Genomic DNA, 23,110 nt, shown 5'->3' with positions numbered 1-23,110 from the left:
TTCTGATACTGCTGGGAGTTTGGATGGTACAGAATAACAGAAATGAACAGGAAAAGAAGCTGGTACAACTGCGGAAGAAATGGGGAAAAAGCAGGAGAAACGGACGGCACGGGAAAAGAAAGAAAAACTGGAAGCGTGTCTGAGACGAAAAGCAGGGGAAAACTTCTGCGTGGACGCGATTACCTGGAATGACCTGGATCTCGATGCGGTTTTTGACACAGTCGACCACACAGTGTCGGTGTGCGGGGAAGAATATCTGTACACGGCGCTTCGGATGCCGGTCACAACAACAGAAATCAGGGAAGAGCGGGAACGGCTGATGAAGCTTTTTGCAGAGAACCAAAAAGCCAGAGAAGCAGTGCAGAAAGCACTTCTTTTGATGGGAAAAGAAAAGATGAATCCGCCGACAGAAGAAATAGCCGTACTGATGGAGGCGGAGCCGGGAGAGAAGGGGAAATATCTTCTGATGACCGGTATTGCTGTGCTTGGAATTGGACTGCTGTTTGTACTGCCTCCGCTGGGTGTGGCTGTTCTGTTTGCTTCTATGGTCGGCAACGGACTGATGCATGGAAGGGAGAGCAAAAAGCTGGAGAGTGCATTAAAAGCGTTTGGCTGTATCCTGCGGCTGCAGCGGACAGCCAGGGAACTTGGAAAAGAAAAAATTTCCGGACTGGAAATGTATCAGAAGCGTCTGGAAGAACAGGAAAAACAACTCCGTCCGATTACAAGAAAATGCAGAACACTTGTGAATACGAAAGAATCGCAGGGCGGTGCAGCAAACATGATTTTTGCATACTTTCATACGTTCTTTCTGCTGGATCTGATTGAGTATTCTTCGGTTGTTTCCGGAGTGAAATCGTATGAAAAAGCGATTCTGCAGATGGCAGAGGATCTTGGACTCCTGGACTTTGCACTGTCTGCAGCATCGTACCGGGAGAGCCTTTCGTATTACTGCCGGCCGGAATTCCTGGATGAGAAAAGGGCGGGCTGTCGGATCGATGTGGAGGAGCTTTATCATCCGCTTCTGACACATCCGGTGGCAAACAGTCTGTATGCGGAGGGCGGAATTCTGCTGACCGGCTCGAATGCGTCGGGAAAATCCACATTTATGAAAAACATGGCAGTGAATGCGATTCTGGCACAGGCACTGAACACGAGTCTTTCGAAGCGGTACCGCGGTGTTGTGTGCCGGATCATGACATCCATGGCACTCCGCGATAATCTGGCACAGGGAGAGAGTTACTTTGTTGTGGAAGCAAAATCTTTAAAACGGATTCTGGAGGCAAGCCGGGAAAAAACACCGCTTCTGTGCGTCATTGATGAGGTGCTGCGGGGAACAAACACGACGGAGCGGATTGCAGCGTCAGAGAGTGTGCTTGCTGCCCTGCGCCGTGCAAATGTGCTCTGTCTTGCAGCAACACATGATACTGAACTGACGTATCTGCTGGAAGATCTCTATACCAATTATCATTTTGAAGAGCAGATTACCGCGCAGAGTATTTCCTTCCCGTATCGCCTGGAACAGGGGCCGGCAAGAGGAAAGAATGCGATTGCGCTGCTTGGAAATATGGGAATTGATGAAAAAATTGTAAAACAGGCAGAAAGAAGAGCTGCGGAGTTTGAAACAACAGGAAGCTGGGAAAAGAATAAGTTTCTGAGATAGAAAAACAGCCGGGAAAAATTGATCTTTTTTGAAAAAATATGCGAAAATGGTTCAGCATTTTTTCATTGTGTGTTATGATAAAATAGATCGCGTGATCCGGCAGAAAAACCGCCGGATCTGTTAAGGAGAAAAACATGAGCAGGACAGGCTTGGAAGATGCATATATTATGCGCGGCAGCAAGAAACTCCGCATGGGATATACGACGGGTTCCTGCGCTGCAGCGGCAGCGCGGGGAGCGGCGTTTATGCTGCTTTCCGGGAAAGAAATACAGGAAGTGAAAATCCATACGCCAAAGGGCATTGTTCTGAATCTGGAATTGCTGGATATCCGGAGAAGTGCCGAAAAAGTAAGCTGTGCCGTCCGAAAAGACGGCGGGGATGATCCGGATGTGACAGATAAAGCATTGATTTACGCGGAAGTGACGTTTGGAACAGAAGAGGGAATTGTAATCGATGGAGGATTCGGCGTCGGGCGTGTGACAAAGCCGGGGCTGGATCAGCCGGTCGGAAACGCGGCGATCAACCATGTACCACGCCAGATGATCCGCGAGAATGTGGAGGAGATTCAGAAAAAACTCGATGATTTCCGCGCACTGCAGGTTATCATCTCCGTACCGGAAGGGGAAGAACTGGCAAAGCATACATTCAATCCGAGACTTGGCATCACCGGCGGCATTTCAATCCTTGGAACGAGCGGGATTGTAGTGCCGATGAGCGAGGAGGCGCTGATTTCCACGATCCGCGTCGAGATGGAAATGCGGAAAGCACAGGGTGACTGCGTCCTTCTGGTGACACCGGGAAATTACGGACAGGACTTCTTAAAAACGTATCCGTGGGTCCGTGCAGACCATTCCGTTAAGTGCAGTAATTACGTCGGAAAAACACTGGAATTTGCAGCTGAGCTCGGCTTTGACGCCATCCTTTTTGTGGCACATCTTGGAAAATTTGTCAAGGTGTCCGGCGGAATTATGAATACCCATTCCCACGAGGCAGACTGCCGTGCGGAGCTTCTTACGGCGCAGGCGGTGCGTGCAGGGGCGGATCTTGCACTGGCAAAAAAACTGCTGGAGACCGGAACGACGGAAGAAGCGGTGCAGATTTTAAAGGAAGCAGGATGCCTGAAAGAGACCATGGAAAAAGTGACAGAAAAAATTGCTTTTTACATGAATTACCATATTGAGGGCAGAGTGCAGACGGAGGCGATTGTTTTTTCAAGCAATGAGGGCCTGCTCGGGGAAACCCCGGGAGCGGGAGAACTTCTGGAGCGCCTGCGGGAGCAGGAAGAAAAAGAAAACAGAAAAGAGTAAAAACAAAATGACAGGAATTTTATTTGGAACAGGAATCGGACCGGGAGACCCGGAGCTTATGACGTTAAAGGCCGTCCGTCTGATCCGGGAAAATGATACGATTGCAGTACCAGGAGAGAAACCGGAAGAGAGCATTGCCTACCAGATTGCTGTTCAGGCAGTGCCGGAACTGGCAGAAAAAGAGCTCGTTGCTATTCCAATGCCGATGACAAAGAATGCCAAAGAACTGGAGGAAAATCACCGGCGCGGTGCAGAAAAAATAGAGGAGCTGCTGGATGCAGGAAAAAACGTAGTATTTCTGACACTCGGAGATCCAACCGTGTATTCTACCTACCTTTATGTACACAGACGGGTACTGGAAGACGGTTACGATGCGAGAATTGTAAGCGGTGTTACATCGTTCTGCGCGGCAGCAGCATCTCTTTCCGAGGGACTGGTGGAAAATTCCGAAGAACTGCATGTGATTCCGGCGTCTTATCAGATTGAAGATGCACTGGAACTTTCAGGAACAAAGGTTCTGATGAAAGCGGGTAAAAAGATGCCGGCTGTGAAACAGTTCCTGAAGGAAAAGAACTGCCGGGCGGTGATGGTAGAAAACTGCGGCATGGATACGGAACAGAAGTATTTCAGCGCGGAAGAAATCCCGGACCAGGCAAGTTACTATTCACTGATTATTGTAAAAGAAAAGAGGAAAAAATAGATGGTACATTTTATTGGAGCGGGCCCTGGAGCCCCGGATCTGATTACGGTAAGAGGACAGAAGCTGCTTGGTGAGGCGGACATTATCATTTATGCAGGTTCTCTTGTCAATCCGGAACTACTGGATCTGAAAAAAGAGGGCTGTGTGGTATATAACAGTGCAACCATGACGCTGGAGCAGGTGATTGATGTTATGAAAGAGGCCGAAAGCAAAGGTCAGACTGTGGCAAGACTCCACACGGGAGATCCGTGCCTGTACGGTGCAATCCGCGAACAGATTGATGCGCTCGATGCCCTTGGAATCGCTCACGATGACTGTCCGGGTGTCAGCTCTTTCTGCGGAGCGGCTGCTGCCCTTGAAATGGAATATACGCTGCCGGATATCTCCCAGAGTGTTGTCATCACCAGAATGGCCGGAAGAACACCGGTTCCGGAGCGGGAGAGCATTGCGTCTTTTGCGGCACATCAGGCAACGATGGTTGTATTCTTAAGCACGGGACTCTTAGAGGAACTTTCCCGTGAGCTGATTGCAGGCGGCTATACGGCAGATACTCCGGCAGCGATCGTTTACAAAGCAACCTGGCCGGAGGAGAAGACGTTCGTCTGCACCGTTGGAACACTTGCCGAGACGGCGAAAAAGAACCAGATCACCAAGACAGCGCTGATGATCATCGGAAATGCCGTTTCCCAGGGAAATTACCGCAGAAGTGATCTGTACAATCCGACGTTTACCACCGAATTCCGAGAGGCAGAAAAATAAGATGAAAATAGCCATAGCAAGTTTTACAAGAAACGGATGCGTCTGGAATCAAAAACTCTGTGCGGCACTGAAAAAACACAGCTGTGAAGGATATGCACTGGAAAAGTACGGGAAAGAAGCGGGAATTCCTGCGATTGCACCGTCGCTTCCTGCATGGACAGAGCGTATGTTTCAGAAAATGGATGCGATTTTGTTTATCGGGGCGTGCGGGATTGCGGTGCGCAGTATTGCACCGTACGTGAAAAGTAAAAAGACAGATCCGGCGGTTCTGTGTATGGATGAACAGGGAAAGTTTGTGATTTCATTACTTTCCGGTCATATCGGCGGAGCAAACGAGCTGACGGAAGAAGTTGCAGCTGTAACGGGTGCGGTTCCGGTCATTACAACGGCAACGGATGTCAATCACAAGTTTGCGGTCGATGTCTTTGCTGTAAAAAATCATTGTGAAATTTGTGAGATGGAGCTGGCAAAAGAGGCAGCGGCGCTTCTGGTGGACGGAAAAACGGTTGGATTCTGCAGCCGTTTTCCGGTGGAGGGAACAAAACCGGAGGAACTGATCCCGGAAGAGGCGGCAAAACCGTCGATGGGAATCTGCATTACCACATCGGAAGAGGATTCGCCATATGAGAGAACACTTCACCTGATCCCGAAGGTGATCACCGTCGGCATCGGCTGTAAGAAGAATACACCGGCCGGCCGGATTGAAGAAAAGGTTCTTGCGGCACTTGCGGCGGCCGGGATTTCTCCAAAAGCAGTTCGACAGGCGGCAAGTATTGATCTGAAAGCGCAGGAGCCGGGAATTCTGCAGCTGGTGGAAAAGTATGGCTGGCAGTACCGGACCTTTTCTGCAGAAGAACTGGAAATGGCGGAGGGGGAATTTACGCCGTCTCCGTTTGTGAAGAAGATTACAGGAATTGACAATGTCTGTGAGCGCAGCGCAGTTCTCGCCGGCGGCAGACTGATAAAGAAAAAAAAGGCAGCGGACGGTGTAACAGTTGCACTGGCTGCGGCGGACTGGAGGGCAGTATTTTGAGTACAATTTTTGTCGTGGGCATCGGCCCCGGAGCATATGAAAAAATGACGATCGAGGCGGCGGATGCGCTGCGGAACTGCGATGTGATCATCGGCTATACCGTCTATGTGGATCTGGTAAAAGAACATTTTGCAGGAAAAGAATTTCTGACGACGCCGATGCGGAAAGAGGTGGAGCGCTGCCGTCTAGCATTTGAAACTGCGGCAGAGGGAAAACAGGTTGCTATGATCTGCAGCGGAGATGCCGGCGTTTACGGTATGGCAGGTCTGATGTATGAGCTTTCGGAAGAATGGCCTGATATTGAAATTAAGGTAATTCCAGGCGTGACCGCCGCAACGGGAGGCGCTGCCGTTCTTGGTGCACCGTTGATCCACGATTTCGCCCTGATCAGCCTGAGCGATCTTCTGACACCGTGGGAGAAAATTGAAAAACGTCTTCTGCTGGCATCGGAAGCGGATTTTGTCATCTGTCTTTATAACCCGGGAAGCCATAAGAGAGCGGATTATCTGGAAAAAGCGTGTGATCTGATGCTTCGTTACAAAGCGCCGGAAACCGTCTGCGGAATCGTAAGCCAGATCGGAAGAGACGGGGAGACGAGCCGGACCATGACGCTTGCAGAACTTCGCAATACAAAAGTGGATATGTTTACGACGGTATTTATCGGAAACAGTCAGACAAAGGAAATCCGGGATCACATGGTAACGCCGAGGGGATATCGCTATGAATAAAGTAATCGTCTTTGCCGGAACGACGGAAGGCCGGGAAATCTGCAGTTTTCTGAAGAAATATGAGATTGCATCCCTTGCCTGTACGGCGACAGAATACGGCAAGTGCCGGATCGAGGAGGGCGGTGCCCTGACGGTTCGAAGCGGAAGACTGACAGAAGAAGAGATGGAACAGCTTTTTGGCGAAGAACAGCCGGAAATGGTTATCGATGCAACCCATCCGTATGCCGATCTTGTGTCGGAAAATATCCGGTCTGCATGTGAAAAAGCAGGAAAAACGTATCTTCGGCTGCTGCGGCCGTCGCTTGCGGCAGATCCATCCTGCGTCATGGTCGATACGACAGAAGAAGCGGTATCGTATCTGGCGGGAACAGAGGGAAAGATTCTGGTGACAACAGGAAGCAAGGAACTCGCAAAATTTGCAGAGCTTCCGGATTATAAAAACCGTGTGTATGCCCGGGTGCTGCCGTTGCCAGGCGTAGTTGCATCCTGCGCGGAACTTGGATTTGATGCCGCACATACCATAGGCATGCAGGGACCGTTTTCTATGGACATGAACGTTGCAATGCTGCAGTCGTTCCATGCCGAATGGATGGTAACGAAGGAATCCGGAAGAAACGGCGGCTTTGAAGAAAAAATTGAGGCAGCAAAAAAGGCCGGTGTCCGTGTCGTTCTGATCGGCCGTCCGAAAGAGGAAGAAGGACTCTCGGAGGACGAGGTCAAGCGGTATCTCGTTGAAAAATTTGATCTGTCCGTGAAACGGGACGTAGTGATCGCCGGAATCGGACCTGGTGCAGAAGCACAGATGACGCTGGCGCTCGTAGACGCGTGTGAGCAGGCGGATGTGCTGATCGGTGCGGGACGCATGACAAAAGCAGTAGAAAAATATCAGAAGCCAATGCTTGCAGAATACAGCCCGGAAAAGATTTACGAGTATCTGAAGGCGCACCCGGAATATGAAAAGATTGTTCTTCTGCAGTCGGGTGATGTCGGCTTTTACAGCGGAGCAAAGAAACTTCAGGCCGTCCTTGCGGAAGATGCGGATTTTTCTGTCCGTGTAGAGCCGGGAATTTCTTCGCTGGTTTATTTCTGTGCCAAAATCGGAGTGTCCTGGGAGGATGCAGCATTTGTGAGCCTGCACGGGCAGCACTGCAACTTTCTGGAGACGGTCCGCCGAAACCGGAAAACTCTGGCGATCGCCGGCGGAAAGGGCAGTGTCAGGGAAATCTGCCAGACGTTAAGTTCGTACGGCTGGGAGCAGATTGTGCTGCATGTGGGAACGGATCTGTCGTATCCGGAAGAACAGATTGTGACAGGAACCCCATTCGAACTTGCTAAAATGGAGTTTGCTCCGCTTGCGGTTCTTCTGTTTGAAAACCCGAATCCGGAACCGGAGTTTACAGCCGGCATGGCAGATGAAGTATTTCTGCGTGACAAAGTACCGATGACCAAGCGGGAAGTGCGCAATGCATCTCTTTCTCATCTGCAGCTTTCTTCGAATTCTGTTGTCTATGATATTGGATCGGGCACAGGTTCTGTTTCGATTGAGATGGCGCTTCGTGCAGCACAGGGAAAGGTATATGCGATAGAAAAAAATCCGGCAGCCGTTGCACTTCTGCAGGAAAATAAAAAGAAATTTGCAGTGGATCATCTGGAAATTATTGAGGGAACTGCACCGGAAGCACTCGAAGCACTCCCGGTTCCGACGCATGCATTTATCGGCGGGTCTGCCGGAAACTTAAAAGAGATTCTGGAACTGCTCCTGCGGAAGAATCCGAACATCCGCGTGGTATTAAATACAGTAACCGTGGAAACATTAGCGGAGGCAGCATCGTGTTTCAAAAAACTTGCGTTTGAAGAGCCGGAAATCGTCTGCCTGCAGGCTTCCAATGCGAAAAAGGCCGGAAGAAGCCATCTGATGATTGCCCAGAATCCGGTTTATATCTTTACAGCCCAGGGAGGTGCCAAAGAATGAAAGCACCAAGAATCATGCTGGCAGCAGGAAGGAGCGGAAGCGGGAAAACGATGATCACCTGCGGACTGCTCCGTGCACTGCAGCAGATGGGAAAGCAGCCCGCAGCGTTTAAATGCGGCCCGGATTATATCGATCCGATGTTTCACGAACAGGTAATCGGCGCCCCGTCGTGTAATCTGGATCCGTTTTTCACAGAGGAAGAAACAACACAGTATCTGTTCTGCAAACATGCAGCGGGTCATGACATTTCCGTATTGGAAGGCGTTATGGGGTATTACGACGGTCTTGGAGGAATTTCTACCAAAGGCAGCGCCTACGATCTCGCCGGTATGACAAAAACGCCGGTTCTTCTGGTTGTCGATGCCAAAGGCATGAGCGTTTCAGCGCTTGCCTTTATCAAGGGATACCTGCAGTACAAAGAGGACAGCCGGATCGCCGGTGTAATCTTTAACCGGATGTCAGAGATGCTGTACCGGGAGATCGCGCCGATGGCGGAAAAAGAACTTGGCATTTCCTGTGTCGGCTTTGTGCCGGAACTGAAGGAATGCCACTTAGAAAGCCGCCACCTCGGCCTTGTGATGCCGGATGAGGTGGAAAATCTGCAGGAGCAGGTCAATCTGCTTGCAGAAACACTGCAGAAGACACTGGATTTTGAAAAAATTCTTGCGATTGCAGAAGGGGCAGAAGAGCTCTCGGGAAAAATGCCGGAAGCCCTGCGTAAGGTGACAGAAAGCGAAGCAGCCGCCAAGGTGCGTGCTGCGAAGCCGATTCTTGCCGTTGCAAAGGATGAAGCATTCTGTTTCTTTTATCGGGATAATCTGGAGCTTCTCGCGTCACTCGGAGCCAAAATCGAATATTTTTCGCCGCTTTCCGATGCGGAGCCGCCAAAGAATACAGACGGACTTCTGTTCTGCGGCGGCTACCCGGAGCTGCACGCAGAAGAGCTTTCGGAAAACCAGACCATGAGAACGAAGATCCGCGATAACATCCGTCAGGGAATGCCGGTTCTTGCAGAATGCGGCGGTTATATGTACCTGTCAGAATCCATGGAGGATATGGATGGAAATGTGTATCCTATGGTACAGGCTGTTCCGGGAAATGTTTACCGGACAAAAAAGCTGGGAAGATTCGGCTATATCACCCTCACGCCAAACACGAAGGATACCTTTCGGAACGGCGGAAATCCGGTGCGCGGCCATGAGTTCCATTACTTTGACAGCACAGACTGCGGAAGTGCATGGCATGCGGCAAAACCGCTGCGGAAGCGGAACTGGGAATGCATTCATGCGACAAAACGGATGATGGCGGGATTCCCGCATCTTTACTATATGGCAAGTCCGCACCTCGCACTGGAATTTCTGGAGCAGTGTGTCTCTTACCGGAAAGAACAGGAGAAAACAAGATGAAAACAGCATTAGCAGCCCTGATTGTGGGCTATGGATTGGACCTGCTGCTTGGAGATCCCTCCTTTTTGTATCATCCGATCCGTGTGATCGGAAATCTCATTGCCCTGCTGGAAAAATGGCTGCGGAAGGTATTTCCGAAAACGCCAAAGGGAGAGCTTGCCGGAGGAGTTTTTCTCGTGATCCTCGTCTGTCTGGCGGGATACGGTGTTCCGGCACTGCTGCTCTTTGCGGCATTTAAAATTCATCCGGTCATCGGCTTCCTTCTGGAGGTTCTCTGGTGCTGGCAGATTCCGGCAACGAAATGCCTGAAGGATGAGAGCATGAAGGTCTATCAGAAATTAAAAGGAAACGATCTTCCGGGGGCGCGCTATGCGGTTTCCATGATCGTAGGACGTGATACGGAAAATCTTTCGGAAACAGGAGTGACGAAAGCTGCCGTGGAAACGATCGCGGAGAATACGTCGGACGGTGTCATTGCACCGCTCCTCTTTCTTGCCATCGGCGGACCGGCATTGGGCTTTCTGTATAAGTCCATCAATACCATGGATTCCATGGTGGGATACAAAAATGACAAATATCTGTATTTTGGACGGTGTGCGGCAAAGCTGGACGATGTCGTCAATTACATACCGGCGAGAATCAGCGCATGGCTGATGATTCTTGCGTCTGCATGCGAGCGCATGAACTGGAAAAATGCAGAAAAAATTTACAAACGCGACCGTTACTGCCACGCCAGCCCAAATTCTGCGCAGACAGAAGCAGTTATGGCAGGGGCGCTGGAAGTACAGCTTGCCGGAGATGCCGTGTATTTCGGCAAAGTCGTAAAGAAACCAACGATCGGCGATGACATCCGCCCGGTCGAGGCGGAAGATATCAAAAGAGCAAATCATCTGATGTATCTGACCTCGTTCCTCGGACTGGTGTTCTTTGCGGGAATCCGCGCGCTCTTTTTATTTCTGTAAAAAGAGAAGATAGAAACACAACGGAAAAGAGAAAGGAAGGCATATGGTATGAGACAAAATCCACATGGAGGAGACATTTACACGAAAAAATGCAGAGTCGATTTTTCTGTGAATGTCAATCCTCTTGGAGCTCCGGAAAGTGTGAAAGAGGCGGTGAGAAAGAGCGCGGAATCGGTGGAACAGTATCCTGACGCACTGTGCCGGGACCTGACCCGGGCACTGTCGGAAAAGGAGCAGCTTCCAGAAGAAAATATCCTGTTTGCAAACGGCGCCGCGGAGCTTATTTTTGCCCTGACACAGGCTCTCCGCCCGAAAAAAGCGCTGATTGCAGCGCCGGGATTTGCAGAGTATGAAGCAGCACTTTCAGCGGCAGGGTGTTTTATCCGTATGTATCCGCTGCAAAAGGAAAAAGGCTTTCTTTTACAGGACGATTTCTGCGATGATCTGACCGACGATCTGGATCTTGTTTTTTTATGTAATCCAAATAATCCAACCGGCCTTACGATTCCGCAGGAGCTTCTTTTAAAGATCCTGGATAACTGCCGGGAGCGTAACATCTATCTGGTGCTGGATGAGTGTTTCATAGAATTTCTGCCGGAGCCGGAAAAAGTGACGATGCAGGGAAAACTGGACGAATATCCGAATCTGCTGATTCTGCGTGCGTTCACAAAGATTTACGCAATGCCGGGTCTGCGTCTTGGCTATCTGCTCTGCAGCGACGAGGATCTGCTGGATCGGATCAGCCGCAGCATGCAGTCGTGGAATGTTTCGACTCCGGCGCAGATGGCAGGCCTTGCCGCCTGAACGAGGATGCTTACGTCAAAGAAGCACGGGAACTGATCGGAAAAGAACGCGCCTGGATGAAAGCAGAACTGGAAAAAGCAGGTCTTACCGTATGGGATTCCTGTGCAAATTATCTGTTCTTTGAGGGACCGAAAGGACTTGCCGCACGGCTGGAAAAAGGCGGCATTCTGATCCGCGACTGTTCCAACTACCCGGGCCTTGCCGATGGATATTACCGTGCAGCCGTACGCACACATGAAGAAAACCAGATTCTGACAGAAGCCGTTTCACAGATTCTGCAGTGGTTTTAGGAGGAAAAACGATGGCGAAAGTAATTATGATACAGGGAACGATGTCAAATGCGGGAAAGAGTCTGCTTGCGGCGGGCTTATGCCGGATTTTCCATCAGGACGGATACCGTGTAGCGCCGTTCAAATCACAGAATATGGCGCTGAATTCGTTTATTACGAGAGAAGGTCTTGAGATGGGACGTGCACAGGTCATGCAGGCGGAAGCGGCCGGGATCGAACCGTCCGTTTTGATGAACCCGATTCTGTTAAAGCCGACGAATGACACCGGTTCGCAGGTGATTGTAAACGGTGAGGTACTGGGAAACATGAGTGCGCGGGAATATTTTTCCCACAAAAAAGAGCTGATCCCGGACATCATGAAAGCGTACCATGCACTGGAAGAACAGTATGATATCATTGTGATCGAGGGAGCCGGAAGTCCGGCGGAGATCAACCTGAAAGCCGATGATATCGTCAATATGGGAATGGCAAAGCTTGTGGATGCACCGGTGCTCCTCGTCGGAGATATTGACCGCGGCGGCGTTTTTGCTCAGCTTTACGGTACCGTAGAGCTTTTAGAGCCGGATGAGCGCGACCGCATCAAGGGTCTGATTATCAACAAATTCCGCGGGGACAAAACCATCCTGGACCCGGGCGTTGTGATGCTGGAAGAAAAAACACACATCCCGGTGGTCGGCGTGGCGCCGTATCTCCACATCGAAGTGGAAGACGAGGACAGTCTGACCGAGCGATTCACCAGAAAAGAGGAGATCGGTCTCATTGACCTTGCGGTCATCCGTCTCCCGCGTATTTCAAACTTCACCGATTTCAACCCGTTCGAGCGGATCGAAGGCGTATCACTCCGCTACGTAAGCTCTGTCTCCGAACTGAAAAATCCGGATATGATTCTGCTTCCTGGAACGAAAAACACGATGGAGGATCTGCTCTGGATGCGTCAGAATGGTCTGGAAGCGGCCGTACTGAAGGCGGCTGCGGCCGGAAAAGTAATTTTCGGTGTCTGCGGCGGCTTCCAGATGCTCGGAGATACGCTGAGCGATCCGCTGCATGTCGAAGCCGGCGGAACGATCAAAGGAATGGGACTCCTGCCGATGGATACCGTATTTGCCGGTGAGAAGACGAGAACCCGCGCGGAGGGCGCTTTTGGAAAAACAGAAGGCGTTCTTGCCGGGATCGAGGGAACCCGGATCGAGGGCTATGAAATCCATATGGGAGAAACGGTGCGGAAAGAAGAAACAGAAGCATTCACGTTCATCGATGATCAGAACCGTGCTGATTCGGATAAGCTGGACGGTGCACAGAAAGGAAATGTGTACGGTACGTATGTGCACGGCATTTTCGACAAAGAAGAAGTTGCCGAGCGGATCGTGGAAGCACTTGCAAAGAATAAGGGAATTGCCATGGAGCAGATTCACGGTGTCGATTACCAGACATTCAAAGAGACACAGTACGATATTCTCGCAGATGCGCTGCGCGAGCATCTCGACATGAAGAAGATTTATCAAATTCTGGAAGAAGGGGCATAAAGATGAAGATAGAACTGGAGCAGGTAAGCCCGCACGAGATTGAAAAGAGAAGCTTTGAAATTATCACGGAAGAATTAAACGGAAGAACGTTTCCAGAGGATCAGGAACTGGTTGTAAAGCGGTGTATCCACACAAGTGCGGATTTTGATTATGCGGATAATCTCTGCTTTTCGGAGCATGCGGTGGCAAAAGGCATCGAGGCGATCCGGGAGGGAGCCTGCATTGTGACGGATACGCAGATGGCAAGATCCGGCATCAACAAAAAGGTGCTTGCGCGCCACGGCGGTGAAGCGCTCTGCTTTATGTCAGACGAAGATGTTGCGGCAAGAGCAAAAGAAACCGGAAGCACCCGCGCGGCAGCCTGCATGGAAAAAGCGGCGGAGCTGGATAAAAAGCTGATTATTGCGGTTGGAAATGCGCCGACGGCACTGGTCCGCCTCTATGAACTGATCGGGGAAGGAAAAATAAAACCGGCGCTGATCATCGGAGTTCCGGTCGGCTTTGTCAATGTGGTACAGTCCAAAGAACTGATTATGCAGACCAATATCCCGTATATCGTGGCACGCGGACGAAAAGGCGGCAGCAATATCGCGGCGTGCATCTGCAACGCACTCCTGTATATGATGGATCAGGACCGCGGATATTAAAAATAGATGAAAAAACGGAAAGCAGAAGTCTTGACAGATTTCGAATCACCGTTTATACTATGGAACATGGAAAAAGGCTTGGAAGGGAACAAGTAGACGTACAAAAACGCGGACAGAAAGCAGCCGGCAGATGAGAGGCGCATGCAGGTTCTGTACGATTCGAATACATCCCGGAGTTGCGCACCGAATAAAACGGGCGGCAGAAGAACTATGATGCACGTTTTTAGTAGGCTGCGACGTAAGAGACGAACGTTACAGCGTCAGGGTATTCAGAGGTTTTGGATACCGACAAAGGCAGCTGCCGTGAGACAGCTGTGAAGTAAGGTGGTAACACGGGAGATACGGGCTCTCGTCCTTTGAATCGGAAAGGACGGGAGTCTTTTTGTATAAAAAACTTTGGTCCCAGACGGTAACACATACCCGAAAGTCAACCGAAAAAAGGAGAAAAACAAAATGCAGATTTATGACGAACTGATCGCCAGAGGCCTTCTGGCACAGGTAACCGACGAAGATGAAATCAGAGACCTGGTAAACAATGGAAAAGCAACGTTCTATATCGGATTCGACTGCACCGCAGACAGTCTGACCGCAGGTCACTTCATGGCACTGACCCTGATGAAACGGATGCAGATGGCAGGAAACAAACCGATCGCCCTGATCGGCGGCGGCACCACCATGATCGGTGACCCGTCCGGAAGAACCGATATGAGAAAAATGCTGACCCGCGAGGAGATCGACCACAACGCAGAGTGCTTCAAACGTCAGATGGAGCGTTTCATCGAGTTCGGCGAGGGAAAAGCTATGATGCTCAACAACGCAGACTGGCTGCTGAACCTGAACTATGTAGAACTGCTCCGTGAGGTAGGTGCATGCTTCAGTGTCAACAACATGCTCCGTGCAGAGTGCTACAAACAGCGTATGGAAAAAGGTCTTTCCTTCCTGGAGTTCAACTACATGATTATGCAGAGCTACGACTTCTATCACATGTTCCAGAAATACGGCTGCAATATGCAGTTCGGCGGCGATGACCAGTGGTCCAACATGCTGGGAGGAACCGAACTGATCCGCCGTAAACTTGGAAAAGATGCCTATGCAATGACCATCACCCTTCTGACCGACTCTCAGGGCAAGAAGATGGGTAAAACCGCAGGAAACGCTGTATGGCTTGACCCGAACAAGACCAGCCCGTTCGATTTCTACCAGTACTGGAGAAACGTGGACGATGCCGACGTCTTAAAATGTATCCGTATGCTGACCTTCCTGCCGCTGGAGCAGATCGACGAGATGGATTCCTGGGAAGGAAGCAAGCTGAACGAGGCAAAAGAGATCCTGGCCTATGAGCTGACCTCCATGGTACACGGCGAGGAAGAAGCAAAGAAAGCGCAGGAAGGCGCACGTGCCGTATTCTCTACCGGAAGCTCCGAGCATATGCCGACCAGTGAAGTTTCTGCAGAGGATTTCACGGACGATAAAATCGATATCGTAACCCTTCTTGTCAAAGCAGAGCTTGCAAAGACCAGAAACGAAGGACGCCGTGCCGTAGAGCAGGGCGGTGTATCCGTAGACGGTGAGAAAATCACAGATCCGAAATATGCCGTAGAAAAAGCAGCCTTCGGCGAGGACGGTATCGTTCTGAAAAAAGGAAAGAAGAATTTCAAAAAAATTTGCGTTAAATAATTAAGTGTGCTATTATAAAAGAATGGATTCCCGGAAGAAATTCCGGGACACACTGAATTATTTGGAGGACAAACAGTCATGGAAAAATATGGCGTAAACGAATTACGAAAGATGTTTCTTGAGTTCTTCGAGAGCAAAGGACATCTTGCTATGAAGAGTTTTTCGTTGATTCCACACAACGATAAAAGTCTTTTACTGATCAACTCCGGTATGGCTCCGCTGAAACCTTACTTCACAGGCGCAGAGATTCCGCCGAGAAGAAGAGTAACAACATGCCAGAAATGTATCCGCACCGGCGATATTGAAAATGTAGGAAAAACAGCCCGTCACGGCACCTTCTTTGAGATGCTCGGAAACTTTTCCTTCGGTGATTATTTCAAACACGAAGCAATCGCATGGTCCTGGGAGTTTTTAACACAGGTAGTAGGGCTCGATCCGAATCGTCTGTACCCATCCATCTATCAGGACGATGATGAAGCATTTGATATCTGGAACAAAGAGATCGGCATCCCGGCAGACCGTATTTTCCGTTTTGGAAAAGAGGACAACTTCTGGGAGCATGGCGCAGGTCCGTGCGGTCCGTGTTCTGAGATTTATTATGACCGCGGAGAAAAATACGGCTGCGGCAAACCGGGATGTACCGTTGGCTGCGAGTGTGACCGTTACATGGAAGTATGGAACAACGTATTCAGCCAGTTCAACAACGACGGCGAGGGCCACTACACCGACCTGATCCAGAAGAACATTGATACCGGTATGGGACTTGAGCGTCTGGCCGTTGTCGTACAGGATGTAGATCCATCTTCGATGTCGACACCATTCAGGCACTCCGCAACAAAGTATGCGAAATCTCCGGAAAAGAGTATGATAAAGATCATGAGACCGATGTTTCCATCCGCCTTATCACAGACCATATCCGTTCCGCAACATTCATGATTTCCGATGGAATCATGCCGACCAACGAAGGAAGAGGCTACGTACTGCGCCGTCTGATCCGCCGTGCAGCACGTCATGGCCGTCTGCTTGGCATTGACGGACTGTTCCTTGCCCGCCTTTCCGCAAGCGTAATCGAAGGCTCCAAAGACGGATATCCGGAACTTGAAGAGAAAAAAGATTTCATCTTCAACGTTCTGAACAACGAGGAGACCCAGTTCAACAAAACCATCGACCAGGGACTTCATATCCTCTCCGAGCTCGAAGAAAAAATGCAGAGCGAAGGCAAAAAAGTTCTGGACGGACAGGATGCATTCAAACTGTACGATACCTACGGATTCCCGCTGGATCTGACCAAAGAGATCCTCGAGGAGAAGGGCTACGGCATCGACGAGGACGGTTTCCATGCAGCAATGGAAGAGCAGAGAGAGCGTGCAAGATCGAGCCGTGAAGTAACAAACTACATGGGTGCTGATGCAACCGTTTACGATGAGATCGACCCGTCCGTAACAACTGAGTTTACCGGATACGATCATCTGGAGGATACCTCCAAAGTAACCGTTCTGACGACAGAGACTGAGATTGCAGAATCTCTGATGGAAGGCCAGAAGGGAACCATTTTCGTAGAGAAAACTCCGTTCTACGCTACCATGGGCGGTCAGGAAGGCGACTGCGGTATCATCAAAGGAGCAAATGGTGTGTTCGAAGTAGAAGATACCATCAAACTCCGCGGCGGAAAATACGGCCACGTCGGTGTCATGAAATCCGGTATGATTTCAAACGGCGAGGAAGTTACACTTCAGGTCAACGAAGAGGCAAGAAAAAATATCGAGAAGAACCACAGCGCAACACACCTTCTGCAGAAGGCATTAAAGACTGTTCTCGGTGCACACGTAGAGCAGAAAGGTTCTCTCGTAACCCCGACCAGACTCCGTTTCGACTTTGCCCACTTCCAGGCTATGACACCGGAAGAACTGGAAAAAGTTGAGAATCTGGTAAATGAAAAGATTCAGGAGCAGATCCCGGTTGTAACCGACATCATGGATACTGAGGAAGCAAAGAAATCCGGCGCGATGGCTCTGTTCGGTGAGAAATACGGCGACAAAGTACGTGTCGTTTCCATGGGAGACTTCTCCAAAGAGCTCTGCGGTGGTACCCATGTAAAGAATACCGCTGAAATCGGACTGTTCAAACTTGTTTCTGAGGCAGGCGTTGCAGCAGGTGTCCGCAGAATCGAAGCTCTGACCGGACCGTCTGTTACTGCATACTATAAAGCACAGGAAGAGAAAATACATGAGGCAGCAGCTCTCTTAAAGACAACACCGGCGGATCTCCTCGAGAAGATCGCTCATCTGCAGGCAGAGGCAAAAGCACTCCAGGCAGAGAATGAGTCCTTAAAGAGCAAACTGGCAAAAGAAGCGCTCGGCGATGTTATGGATAAAGTAACCGAAGTCAAAGGTGTAAAACTTCTCGCTGCATCCGTACCGGATGTCGATATGAACGGACTGCGTGACCTTGGCGACCAGCTGAAAGAAAAACTGGGAAGCGGCGTTGTTGTTCTGGCATCTGCAAAGGACGGCAAAGTAAGCCTTCTTGCCATGGTAACCGATGATGCGATGAAGAAAGGTGCACATGCCGGAAAACTGATCAAAGAAGTGGCAGCCGTTGTCGGCGGCGGCGGCGGTGGACGTCCGAACATGGCACAGGCCGGCGGAAAGAATCCGGAGAAGATCGACGAAGCAGTTGCAAAAGCTGCTGAGGTACTGGAAGGCCAGATCGCATAACAATAAGCAGGAAAAACAGCACAAAATCCTGCCGCCTGCAGGGCAGAAAAAGGAGCCAGGCAGGCGGCAGGGAAAAATTTTGCAAAAAAATGAAAAAACTTGTTGACGTACGAGATTTTTCTGGTATAATAAGAACAGTGCAAAAAATACCCATACAGTTGTATTATGCACAATCTACAACTGGAGGGAGGTTAGGTGTGAGACTATGTCAAATGTAATCGTTAAAGAAAACGAAACGTTGGACAGCGCTTTACGCAGATTTAAGCGTAGCTGTGCAAAAGCTGGCATTCAGCAGGAGATTCGTAAAAGAGAGCATTACGAGAAACCAAGTGTTCGTCGTAAAAAGAAATCTGAAGCTGCCAGAAAACGTAAGTATAATTAATGTGCAAAAAATCCCCGGCGATCTGTTTTGCCGGGGATTTTTATACTTGTAACTTAAAGTCGCAGGTTTTGACAAAACAGCAAGGCGGTGACAAATGAGAATTTTGTACAAAATAGCAAACAAGCTGTTTCGTATCGTGAAAAAGATTCTGAAGCTGCTTACCAGCCGTATGGTCATTATCGGTGTTGCACTTCTTCTGGAATTTTGCTGGCTGGCCGGAATTGTGATGCAGCTCAATGAAAAATCTGTCTACATCAACTATGCGGTCACGATCCTTTCCCTGATTGCAGTGCTTTCGATTATCAATAATCCGAAAATGAATCCCGGCTACAAACTGATGTGGGCAGTCTGTATCCTGGCGCTTCCGGTAACCGGAATCTGCCTGTACGGCATTCTCGGCCATTCCAGTGTGGCAAGAAAATTCCGTACACATTACGATACAGTTCTGCTTTCGCAGGGAGGCGTTCTTGGAGAGGAAGAAGAGACGCGTAAAAAGCTCGAGGAAGAAAATATCCTGGCAGCGGGGCAGTCTTCCTATCTGACCAATTATGCGCATTATCCTGTTTATGAAAACACAGAAACAGAGTATTACCCGCTGGGAGATGTATGGTTTGAGCACTTTATTGAGGAACTCAAAAAGGCAGAACACTACATTTTTATGGAATATTTCATCATCAGCGAGGGGTATCTGTGGGATACGGTGCTGGAGATTCTGAAGGAAAAAGCGGCCGCCGGTGTGGATGTGCGGCTGATTTACGATGATTTCGGCTGCGTGACGACGCTGCCGTATCAGTATTATAAATCGCTGCAGCAGATGGGCATCAAGTGTGCGGCGTTCAATCAGTTCCGACCGGTGCTGAATGTCATTTTAAATAACCGTGACCACCGGAAAATTGCCGTGATCGACGGTCATACGGCTTTCACGGGCGGCATTAATCTTGCGGACGAATACATTAACCGCAAGGAGCGGTTCGGCCACTGGAAGGATTCCGGAATCTGTCTGCATGGTGAGGCGGTATGGAGTTTTACGGTGATGTTTCTGCAGATGTGGAGCACAATCACCGGTATGGAATGCAATTTCGAATCATACCGGCCGGAGATCTATCACGAGGAAGCGTTTAAAAAAGACGGTTTTGTGCAGCCGTACGGCGATTCCCCGCTGGATGGAGAGACAGTAGGCGAGCATGTTTATCTGAACATTATTTCACAGGCGAAAAAATATCTTTATATTTTTACTCCGTATCTGATTCCGGACAACGAGACGCTGACCGCTCTCTGCATGGCGGCAAAGCGCGGAGTCGATGTGCGGATTGTAACGCCGGGCATCCCGGATAAGAAGATTGTCTATATTCTGACGCAGGCCAATTACGAGATCCTGCTGGAATCCGGCGTTCAGATTTACCAGTATACGCCAGGCTTTATCCATTCCAAGAGCTTTGTCTGTGATGATGAAGTTGCGACGGTCGGAACGATCAACATGGATTACCGGAGCATGTACCTGCATTTTGAGTGCGGTGTCTGGATGTACGGCAGCAGTGCGGTTGCCCAGGTAAAAGAGGATGCGCTGATCACGTTTGAACAGTGTGAGCAGATCAATATGGACTACTGTCGAAAGAAAAATTTTGCAGTCCGTGCACTCCGCGGTGCGCTGAAGTTTCTGGCACCGCTGCTGTAAACGGAACAGACAGCATAGTTCTGCGGTCGTCTGCATAGCCTGTAGGGAAGAAAGAGCAGATGTTTCGGGGGAATATGAAGAGAAGAACACGAAATATCGTCTGGAGCCTGCTGATGATCCTGGCGCTTCTTGCAGCGCCCTTGAAAGTGACTGCGGCAGAGCAGAATGGAGAATCTTCCGACAAGCAGCAGAACGAAACAACGGAACAGAAAACAGAAGAGACGGAGGAGACAGCACCGGAGATAACAACGGACCTTGGGCTGGCTTCGCCGTCTGTTCTTTTGATGGAGGCACAGACCGGAACTGTTCTGTACGAGAAAAATGCGTCGGAACAGCGAAGCCCGGCGAGCATCACAAAAATCATGACGCTGCTGCTGATTTTTGAAGAGCTCGAAAAAGGGACGCTCCAGCTGACCGACGAAGTGACGACGAGTGCGCACGCCAGAAGTATGGGCGGGTCCCAGGTTTTTCTGGAAGAGGGCGAAAAGCAGACCGTTGAGACGATGATCAAGTGTATTGTCGTTGCTTCGGGAAACGATGCATCTGTAGCGATGGCAGAGCATATTGCGGGGACAGAAAGCGAGTTTGTCAGCCGGATGAACCAGAAAGCAAAAGAACTCGGCATGAACGACACGAAGTTTGAGGACTGCTGCGGTCTTACGGATTCCGACGGCCATTACACGACAGCGGCAGATGTGGCGAAAATGTCTCGGGAGCTGATCGAGCGCTTTCCGCAGATCCTGAACTATTCCTCTATCTGGATGGAAGAGATTACGCATGTCACACAGAAGGGAAGCAAACCATTCACCCTCACCAATACAAATAAGCTGATCCGCGGCTATGAGGGCTGTGTGGGACTGAAAACAGGAAGCACCTCGAAGGCGAAGTACTGCGTCTCGGCAGTGGCGAAGAAAAATGATCTGACGATGCTGGCAGTCGTGATGGGAGCACCGGACTACAAGGTGCGGTTTGCAGATGCAGCGTCACTGTTCCAGTATGGGTTTTCGTCCTGTAGCATCTACATAGACCGGGAACGCGATCCCCTGCCGGAACTTTCGGTTGTTTACGGAAAGCAGGATACGGCAGAACTGGAATATGCGGAAGAATTCCGCTATCTTACGACGGGCGGGACGGTGATTGGTGAAGTGGAAAAAACGATGGAACTGCCGGAAGAGGTGCAGGCCCCTATCCAGAAAGGCGAGTGTGCCGGAAGAGTTGTTTACAAAGCAGACGGTGAGGAACTTGGTTCCGTTGCGATTTTATATGGAGCAGACGTGGCAAGAGCCGGCATGTGGGACCTGTTCGGATGTACGATGAAACAATATTTTCTTGGGACGGCATAAAGCCGGAGTATCATGCGCGAAAAGGAGAAAAACATGGCAAAGAAAAATTACTATGCGGTAAAACAGGGAAAGGTTCCGGGCATCTACCGGACATGGGATGCGTGCAAAGCGCAGGTACACGGTTATCCTGGCGCAATTTACAAGGGATTTGAGCGTCTGGAGGAGGCAGAGGCCTTTCTGGGCGGCGGTAAAATGCTGGAACCATTGCTGCGGGAAACAATCGGAACGTATTTCGCTGCCCCGGAACGAAAGGCAGTACAGAGCACGGCAGCACCCGATCCTTCTTCTTGGGACTGGGAACACCTGATTCTGGCGGAAAAACCATGCGAAGACCCGGAATACGCCGGTGTCGGCAGGAGCGCCGTCGCATACGTGGATGGAAGCTATCAGCATGCGCTCGGAAAGTTCTCCTGCGGTGTGGTCCTCTTCCTGGACGGAAAAGAGCTGAATCTTGCAGAAGACTACAGCGACCCGGATCTCGTCTCCATGCGGAATGTAGCAGGCGAGATCAAGGGCGCAGAGCTGGCCATGGCTTACTGCCTGACACATGATATTCCGGAGCTGGCCATCTATCACGATTACCAGGGAATCGCAAGCTGGTGTACGAGAGAATGGCAGGCGAAAAAACAGGGAACCATCGATTACCGGAATTTTTACGATCTGGCATCGGCCAAAGTTGCGATCCGCTTCTGCAAAGTAAAGGGCCACACCGGCGTCACCTACAACGAAAAAGCCGATCAGCTGGCAAAACAGGCACTGGGCTTATAAACAGCAGGGAAAACGGGTTGTCATACACCGAAAAATCAAGTATAATGAACGGTATGAGAAAATTTACAACGACCTATTACAAACTTTCGTCAAACGGAAAATTTCTGGAAGGAAACGGTTTTCGTCTGGCGTTTATCAGTGATCTTCACAATATGGAGTTTGGCCCGGACAACACGGTGTTAAAGGCAGTCATCGATGAGGCGGCTCCGGATCTTGTCATCATCGGCGGGGACCAGATTGTGGCAAAGCCGGGGGAGAACCTCGACCCGGGTCTGAGTTTCGCGGAACGTCTTGCGGAGGAATACCAGGTAATCTATGGCTGCGGAAACCACGAATACCGTCTGAAGCTGTATCCGGAACAGTACGGTGATCTGTATGAAAAGCTCCGGGAGCGCCTGAAAAAGGCAGGAATCTGCTATCTGGAAAATGAGACGGCGGATCTTACCATCAGCGGCTGTCCGGTCCGGATCTACGGCTATGCCATGGACCGCACCTATTACAACCGCTTTTACCGCGGACCGCTGCCGGTTTCGGAACTGACAGACCACCTTGGAAAACCGGATCTGGCGCGCTACGGCATTCTGCTGGCGCATCACCCTGCCTACCTCAGCTCCTATGCATCATATGGAGCCGATCTGACGCTTTCCGGCCATTATCACGGCGGCGTGGTGGGCCTTGGCGCGCACCGGGGGCTTGTGACACCGGATTTCCGCCTTTTTCGAAAAACTGCCGCGGGCTGTTCCTGACGGGCGGC

The 23,110-nt window shown here is 50.3% G+C and carries 17 protein-coding genes and 2 pseudogenes; all 19 read left to right on the top strand.

Going from position 1 to position 23,110, the window contains the following annotated elements:
• Positions 1-79 precede the first annotated feature (79 nt).
• The 19 genes and pseudogenes from DWZ60_RS08950 (at position 80) to DWZ60_RS08860 (ending at position 23,102) form a co-directional block, all read left to right on the top strand.
• A complete protein-coding gene (locus tag DWZ60_RS08950; RefSeq protein WP_119221543.1) occupies positions 80-1,663 on the top strand; it encodes a MutS-related protein in 1,584 nt (527 codons plus the stop codon).
• A gap of 134 nt (positions 1,664-1,797) precedes the next feature.
• Positions 1,798-2,970, top strand: coding sequence for a cobalt-precorrin-5B (C(1))-methyltransferase CbiD (gene cbiD / locus DWZ60_RS08945; RefSeq protein WP_199669409.1), 1,173 nt, complete (start codon positions 1,798-1,800; stop codon positions 2,968-2,970).
• Between the two features lie 7 nt (positions 2,971-2,977).
• Entirely contained in the window at positions 2,978-3,670 is a 693-nt protein-coding gene (gene cobI / locus DWZ60_RS08940; RefSeq protein ID WP_022462304.1) for a precorrin-2 C(20)-methyltransferase, read from the top strand.
• A complete protein-coding gene (gene cobM / locus DWZ60_RS08935; RefSeq protein WP_118697224.1) occupies positions 3,671-4,429 on the top strand; it encodes a precorrin-4 C(11)-methyltransferase in 759 nt (252 codons plus the stop codon). It abuts the gene before it with no gap.
• Position 4,430: 1 nt separating this feature from the next.
• Positions 4,431-5,462: a cobalt-precorrin 5A hydrolase gene (locus tag DWZ60_RS08930; protein ID WP_119221542.1), complete on the top strand. Its 1,032-nt coding sequence runs from the start codon at positions 4,431-4,433 to the stop codon at positions 5,460-5,462.
• Entirely contained in the window at positions 5,459-6,190 is a 732-nt protein-coding gene (gene cobJ / locus DWZ60_RS08925; protein ID WP_022462307.1) for a precorrin-3B C(17)-methyltransferase, read from the top strand. The genes DWZ60_RS08930 and cobJ overlap by 4 nt, the downstream gene beginning before the upstream one ends.
• Positions 6,183-8,162 (top strand): precorrin-6A reductase, encoded by a 1,980-nt coding sequence (cobK, locus tag DWZ60_RS08920; protein WP_119221541.1) that lies wholly within the window; start codon positions 6,183-6,185, stop codon positions 8,160-8,162. The genes cobJ and cobK overlap by 8 nt, the downstream gene beginning before the upstream one ends.
• Positions 8,159-9,568 (top strand): cobyrinate a,c-diamide synthase, encoded by a 1,410-nt coding sequence (locus DWZ60_RS08915; protein WP_118699864.1) that lies wholly within the window; start codon positions 8,159-8,161, stop codon positions 9,566-9,568. The genes cobK and DWZ60_RS08915 overlap by 4 nt, the downstream gene beginning before the upstream one ends.
• Complete coding sequence (cbiB, locus tag DWZ60_RS08910) at positions 9,565-10,530, top strand: adenosylcobinamide-phosphate synthase CbiB (protein WP_119221540.1); 966 nt, start codon at positions 9,565-9,567, stop codon at positions 10,528-10,530. The genes DWZ60_RS08915 and cbiB overlap by 4 nt, the downstream gene beginning before the upstream one ends.
• A 48-nt stretch (positions 10,531-10,578) precedes the next feature.
• Positions 10,579-11,624 (top strand): annotated as a pseudogene (gene cobD / locus DWZ60_RS08905) (threonine-phosphate decarboxylase CobD).
• An 11-nt stretch (positions 11,625-11,635) separates the two neighbouring features.
• Positions 11,636-13,147, top strand: coding sequence for a cobyric acid synthase (locus DWZ60_RS08900; RefSeq protein WP_117760332.1), 1,512 nt, complete (start codon positions 11,636-11,638; stop codon positions 13,145-13,147).
• Positions 13,148-13,149: 2 nt separating this feature from the next.
• Positions 13,150-13,794 (top strand): precorrin-8X methylmutase, encoded by a 645-nt coding sequence (locus DWZ60_RS08895; RefSeq protein WP_055218068.1) that lies wholly within the window; start codon positions 13,150-13,152, stop codon positions 13,792-13,794.
• Between the two features lie 453 nt (positions 13,795-14,247).
• Entirely contained in the window at positions 14,248-15,471 is a 1,224-nt protein-coding gene (tyrS, locus tag DWZ60_RS08890) for a tyrosine--tRNA ligase (protein ID WP_119221539.1), read from the top strand.
• Between the two features lie 78 nt (positions 15,472-15,549).
• A pseudogene (gene alaS, locus DWZ60_RS08885) lies at positions 15,550-18,188 on the top strand (alanine--tRNA ligase).
• A 205-nt stretch (positions 18,189-18,393) separates the two neighbouring features.
• On the top strand, positions 18,394-18,570 hold the full coding sequence (gene rpsU, locus DWZ60_RS08880; RefSeq protein WP_004222305.1) for a 30S ribosomal protein S21: 177 nt from the start codon (positions 18,394-18,396) through the stop codon (positions 18,568-18,570).
• Between the two features lie 94 nt (positions 18,571-18,664).
• On the top strand, positions 18,665-20,245 hold the full coding sequence (cls, locus tag DWZ60_RS08875) for a cardiolipin synthase (RefSeq protein ID WP_119221538.1): 1,581 nt from the start codon (positions 18,665-18,667) through the stop codon (positions 20,243-20,245).
• A 74-nt stretch (positions 20,246-20,319) separates the two neighbouring features.
• Positions 20,320-21,588, top strand: a complete 1,269-nt coding sequence (locus DWZ60_RS08870; RefSeq protein WP_243038268.1) for a D-alanyl-D-alanine carboxypeptidase family protein — start codon at positions 20,320-20,322, stop codon at positions 21,586-21,588.
• A gap of 33 nt (positions 21,589-21,621) precedes the next feature.
• The gene (locus DWZ60_RS08865) at positions 21,622-22,356 is read left to right on the top strand and encodes a ribonuclease H1 domain-containing protein (RefSeq protein ID WP_119188469.1); all 735 of its coding nucleotides are present in this window, start codon (positions 21,622-21,624) and stop codon (positions 22,354-22,356) included.
• Between the two features lie 53 nt (positions 22,357-22,409).
• Positions 22,410-23,102 carry a metallophosphoesterase gene (locus tag DWZ60_RS08860; RefSeq protein WP_158576370.1) on the top strand — a complete coding sequence of 231 codons (693 nt, stop codon included), beginning with the start codon at positions 22,410-22,412 and terminating at the stop codon, positions 23,100-23,102.
• Positions 23,103-23,110 lie beyond the last annotated feature (8 nt).

The organism is Blautia sp. AF34-10, assembly GCF_003477865.1.
Classification (GTDB): Bacteria; Bacillota; Clostridia; order Lachnospirales; family Lachnospiraceae; genus Fusicatenibacter; species Fusicatenibacter saccharivorans.
This window is presented reverse-complemented; position numbering and strand designations above follow the sequence as displayed.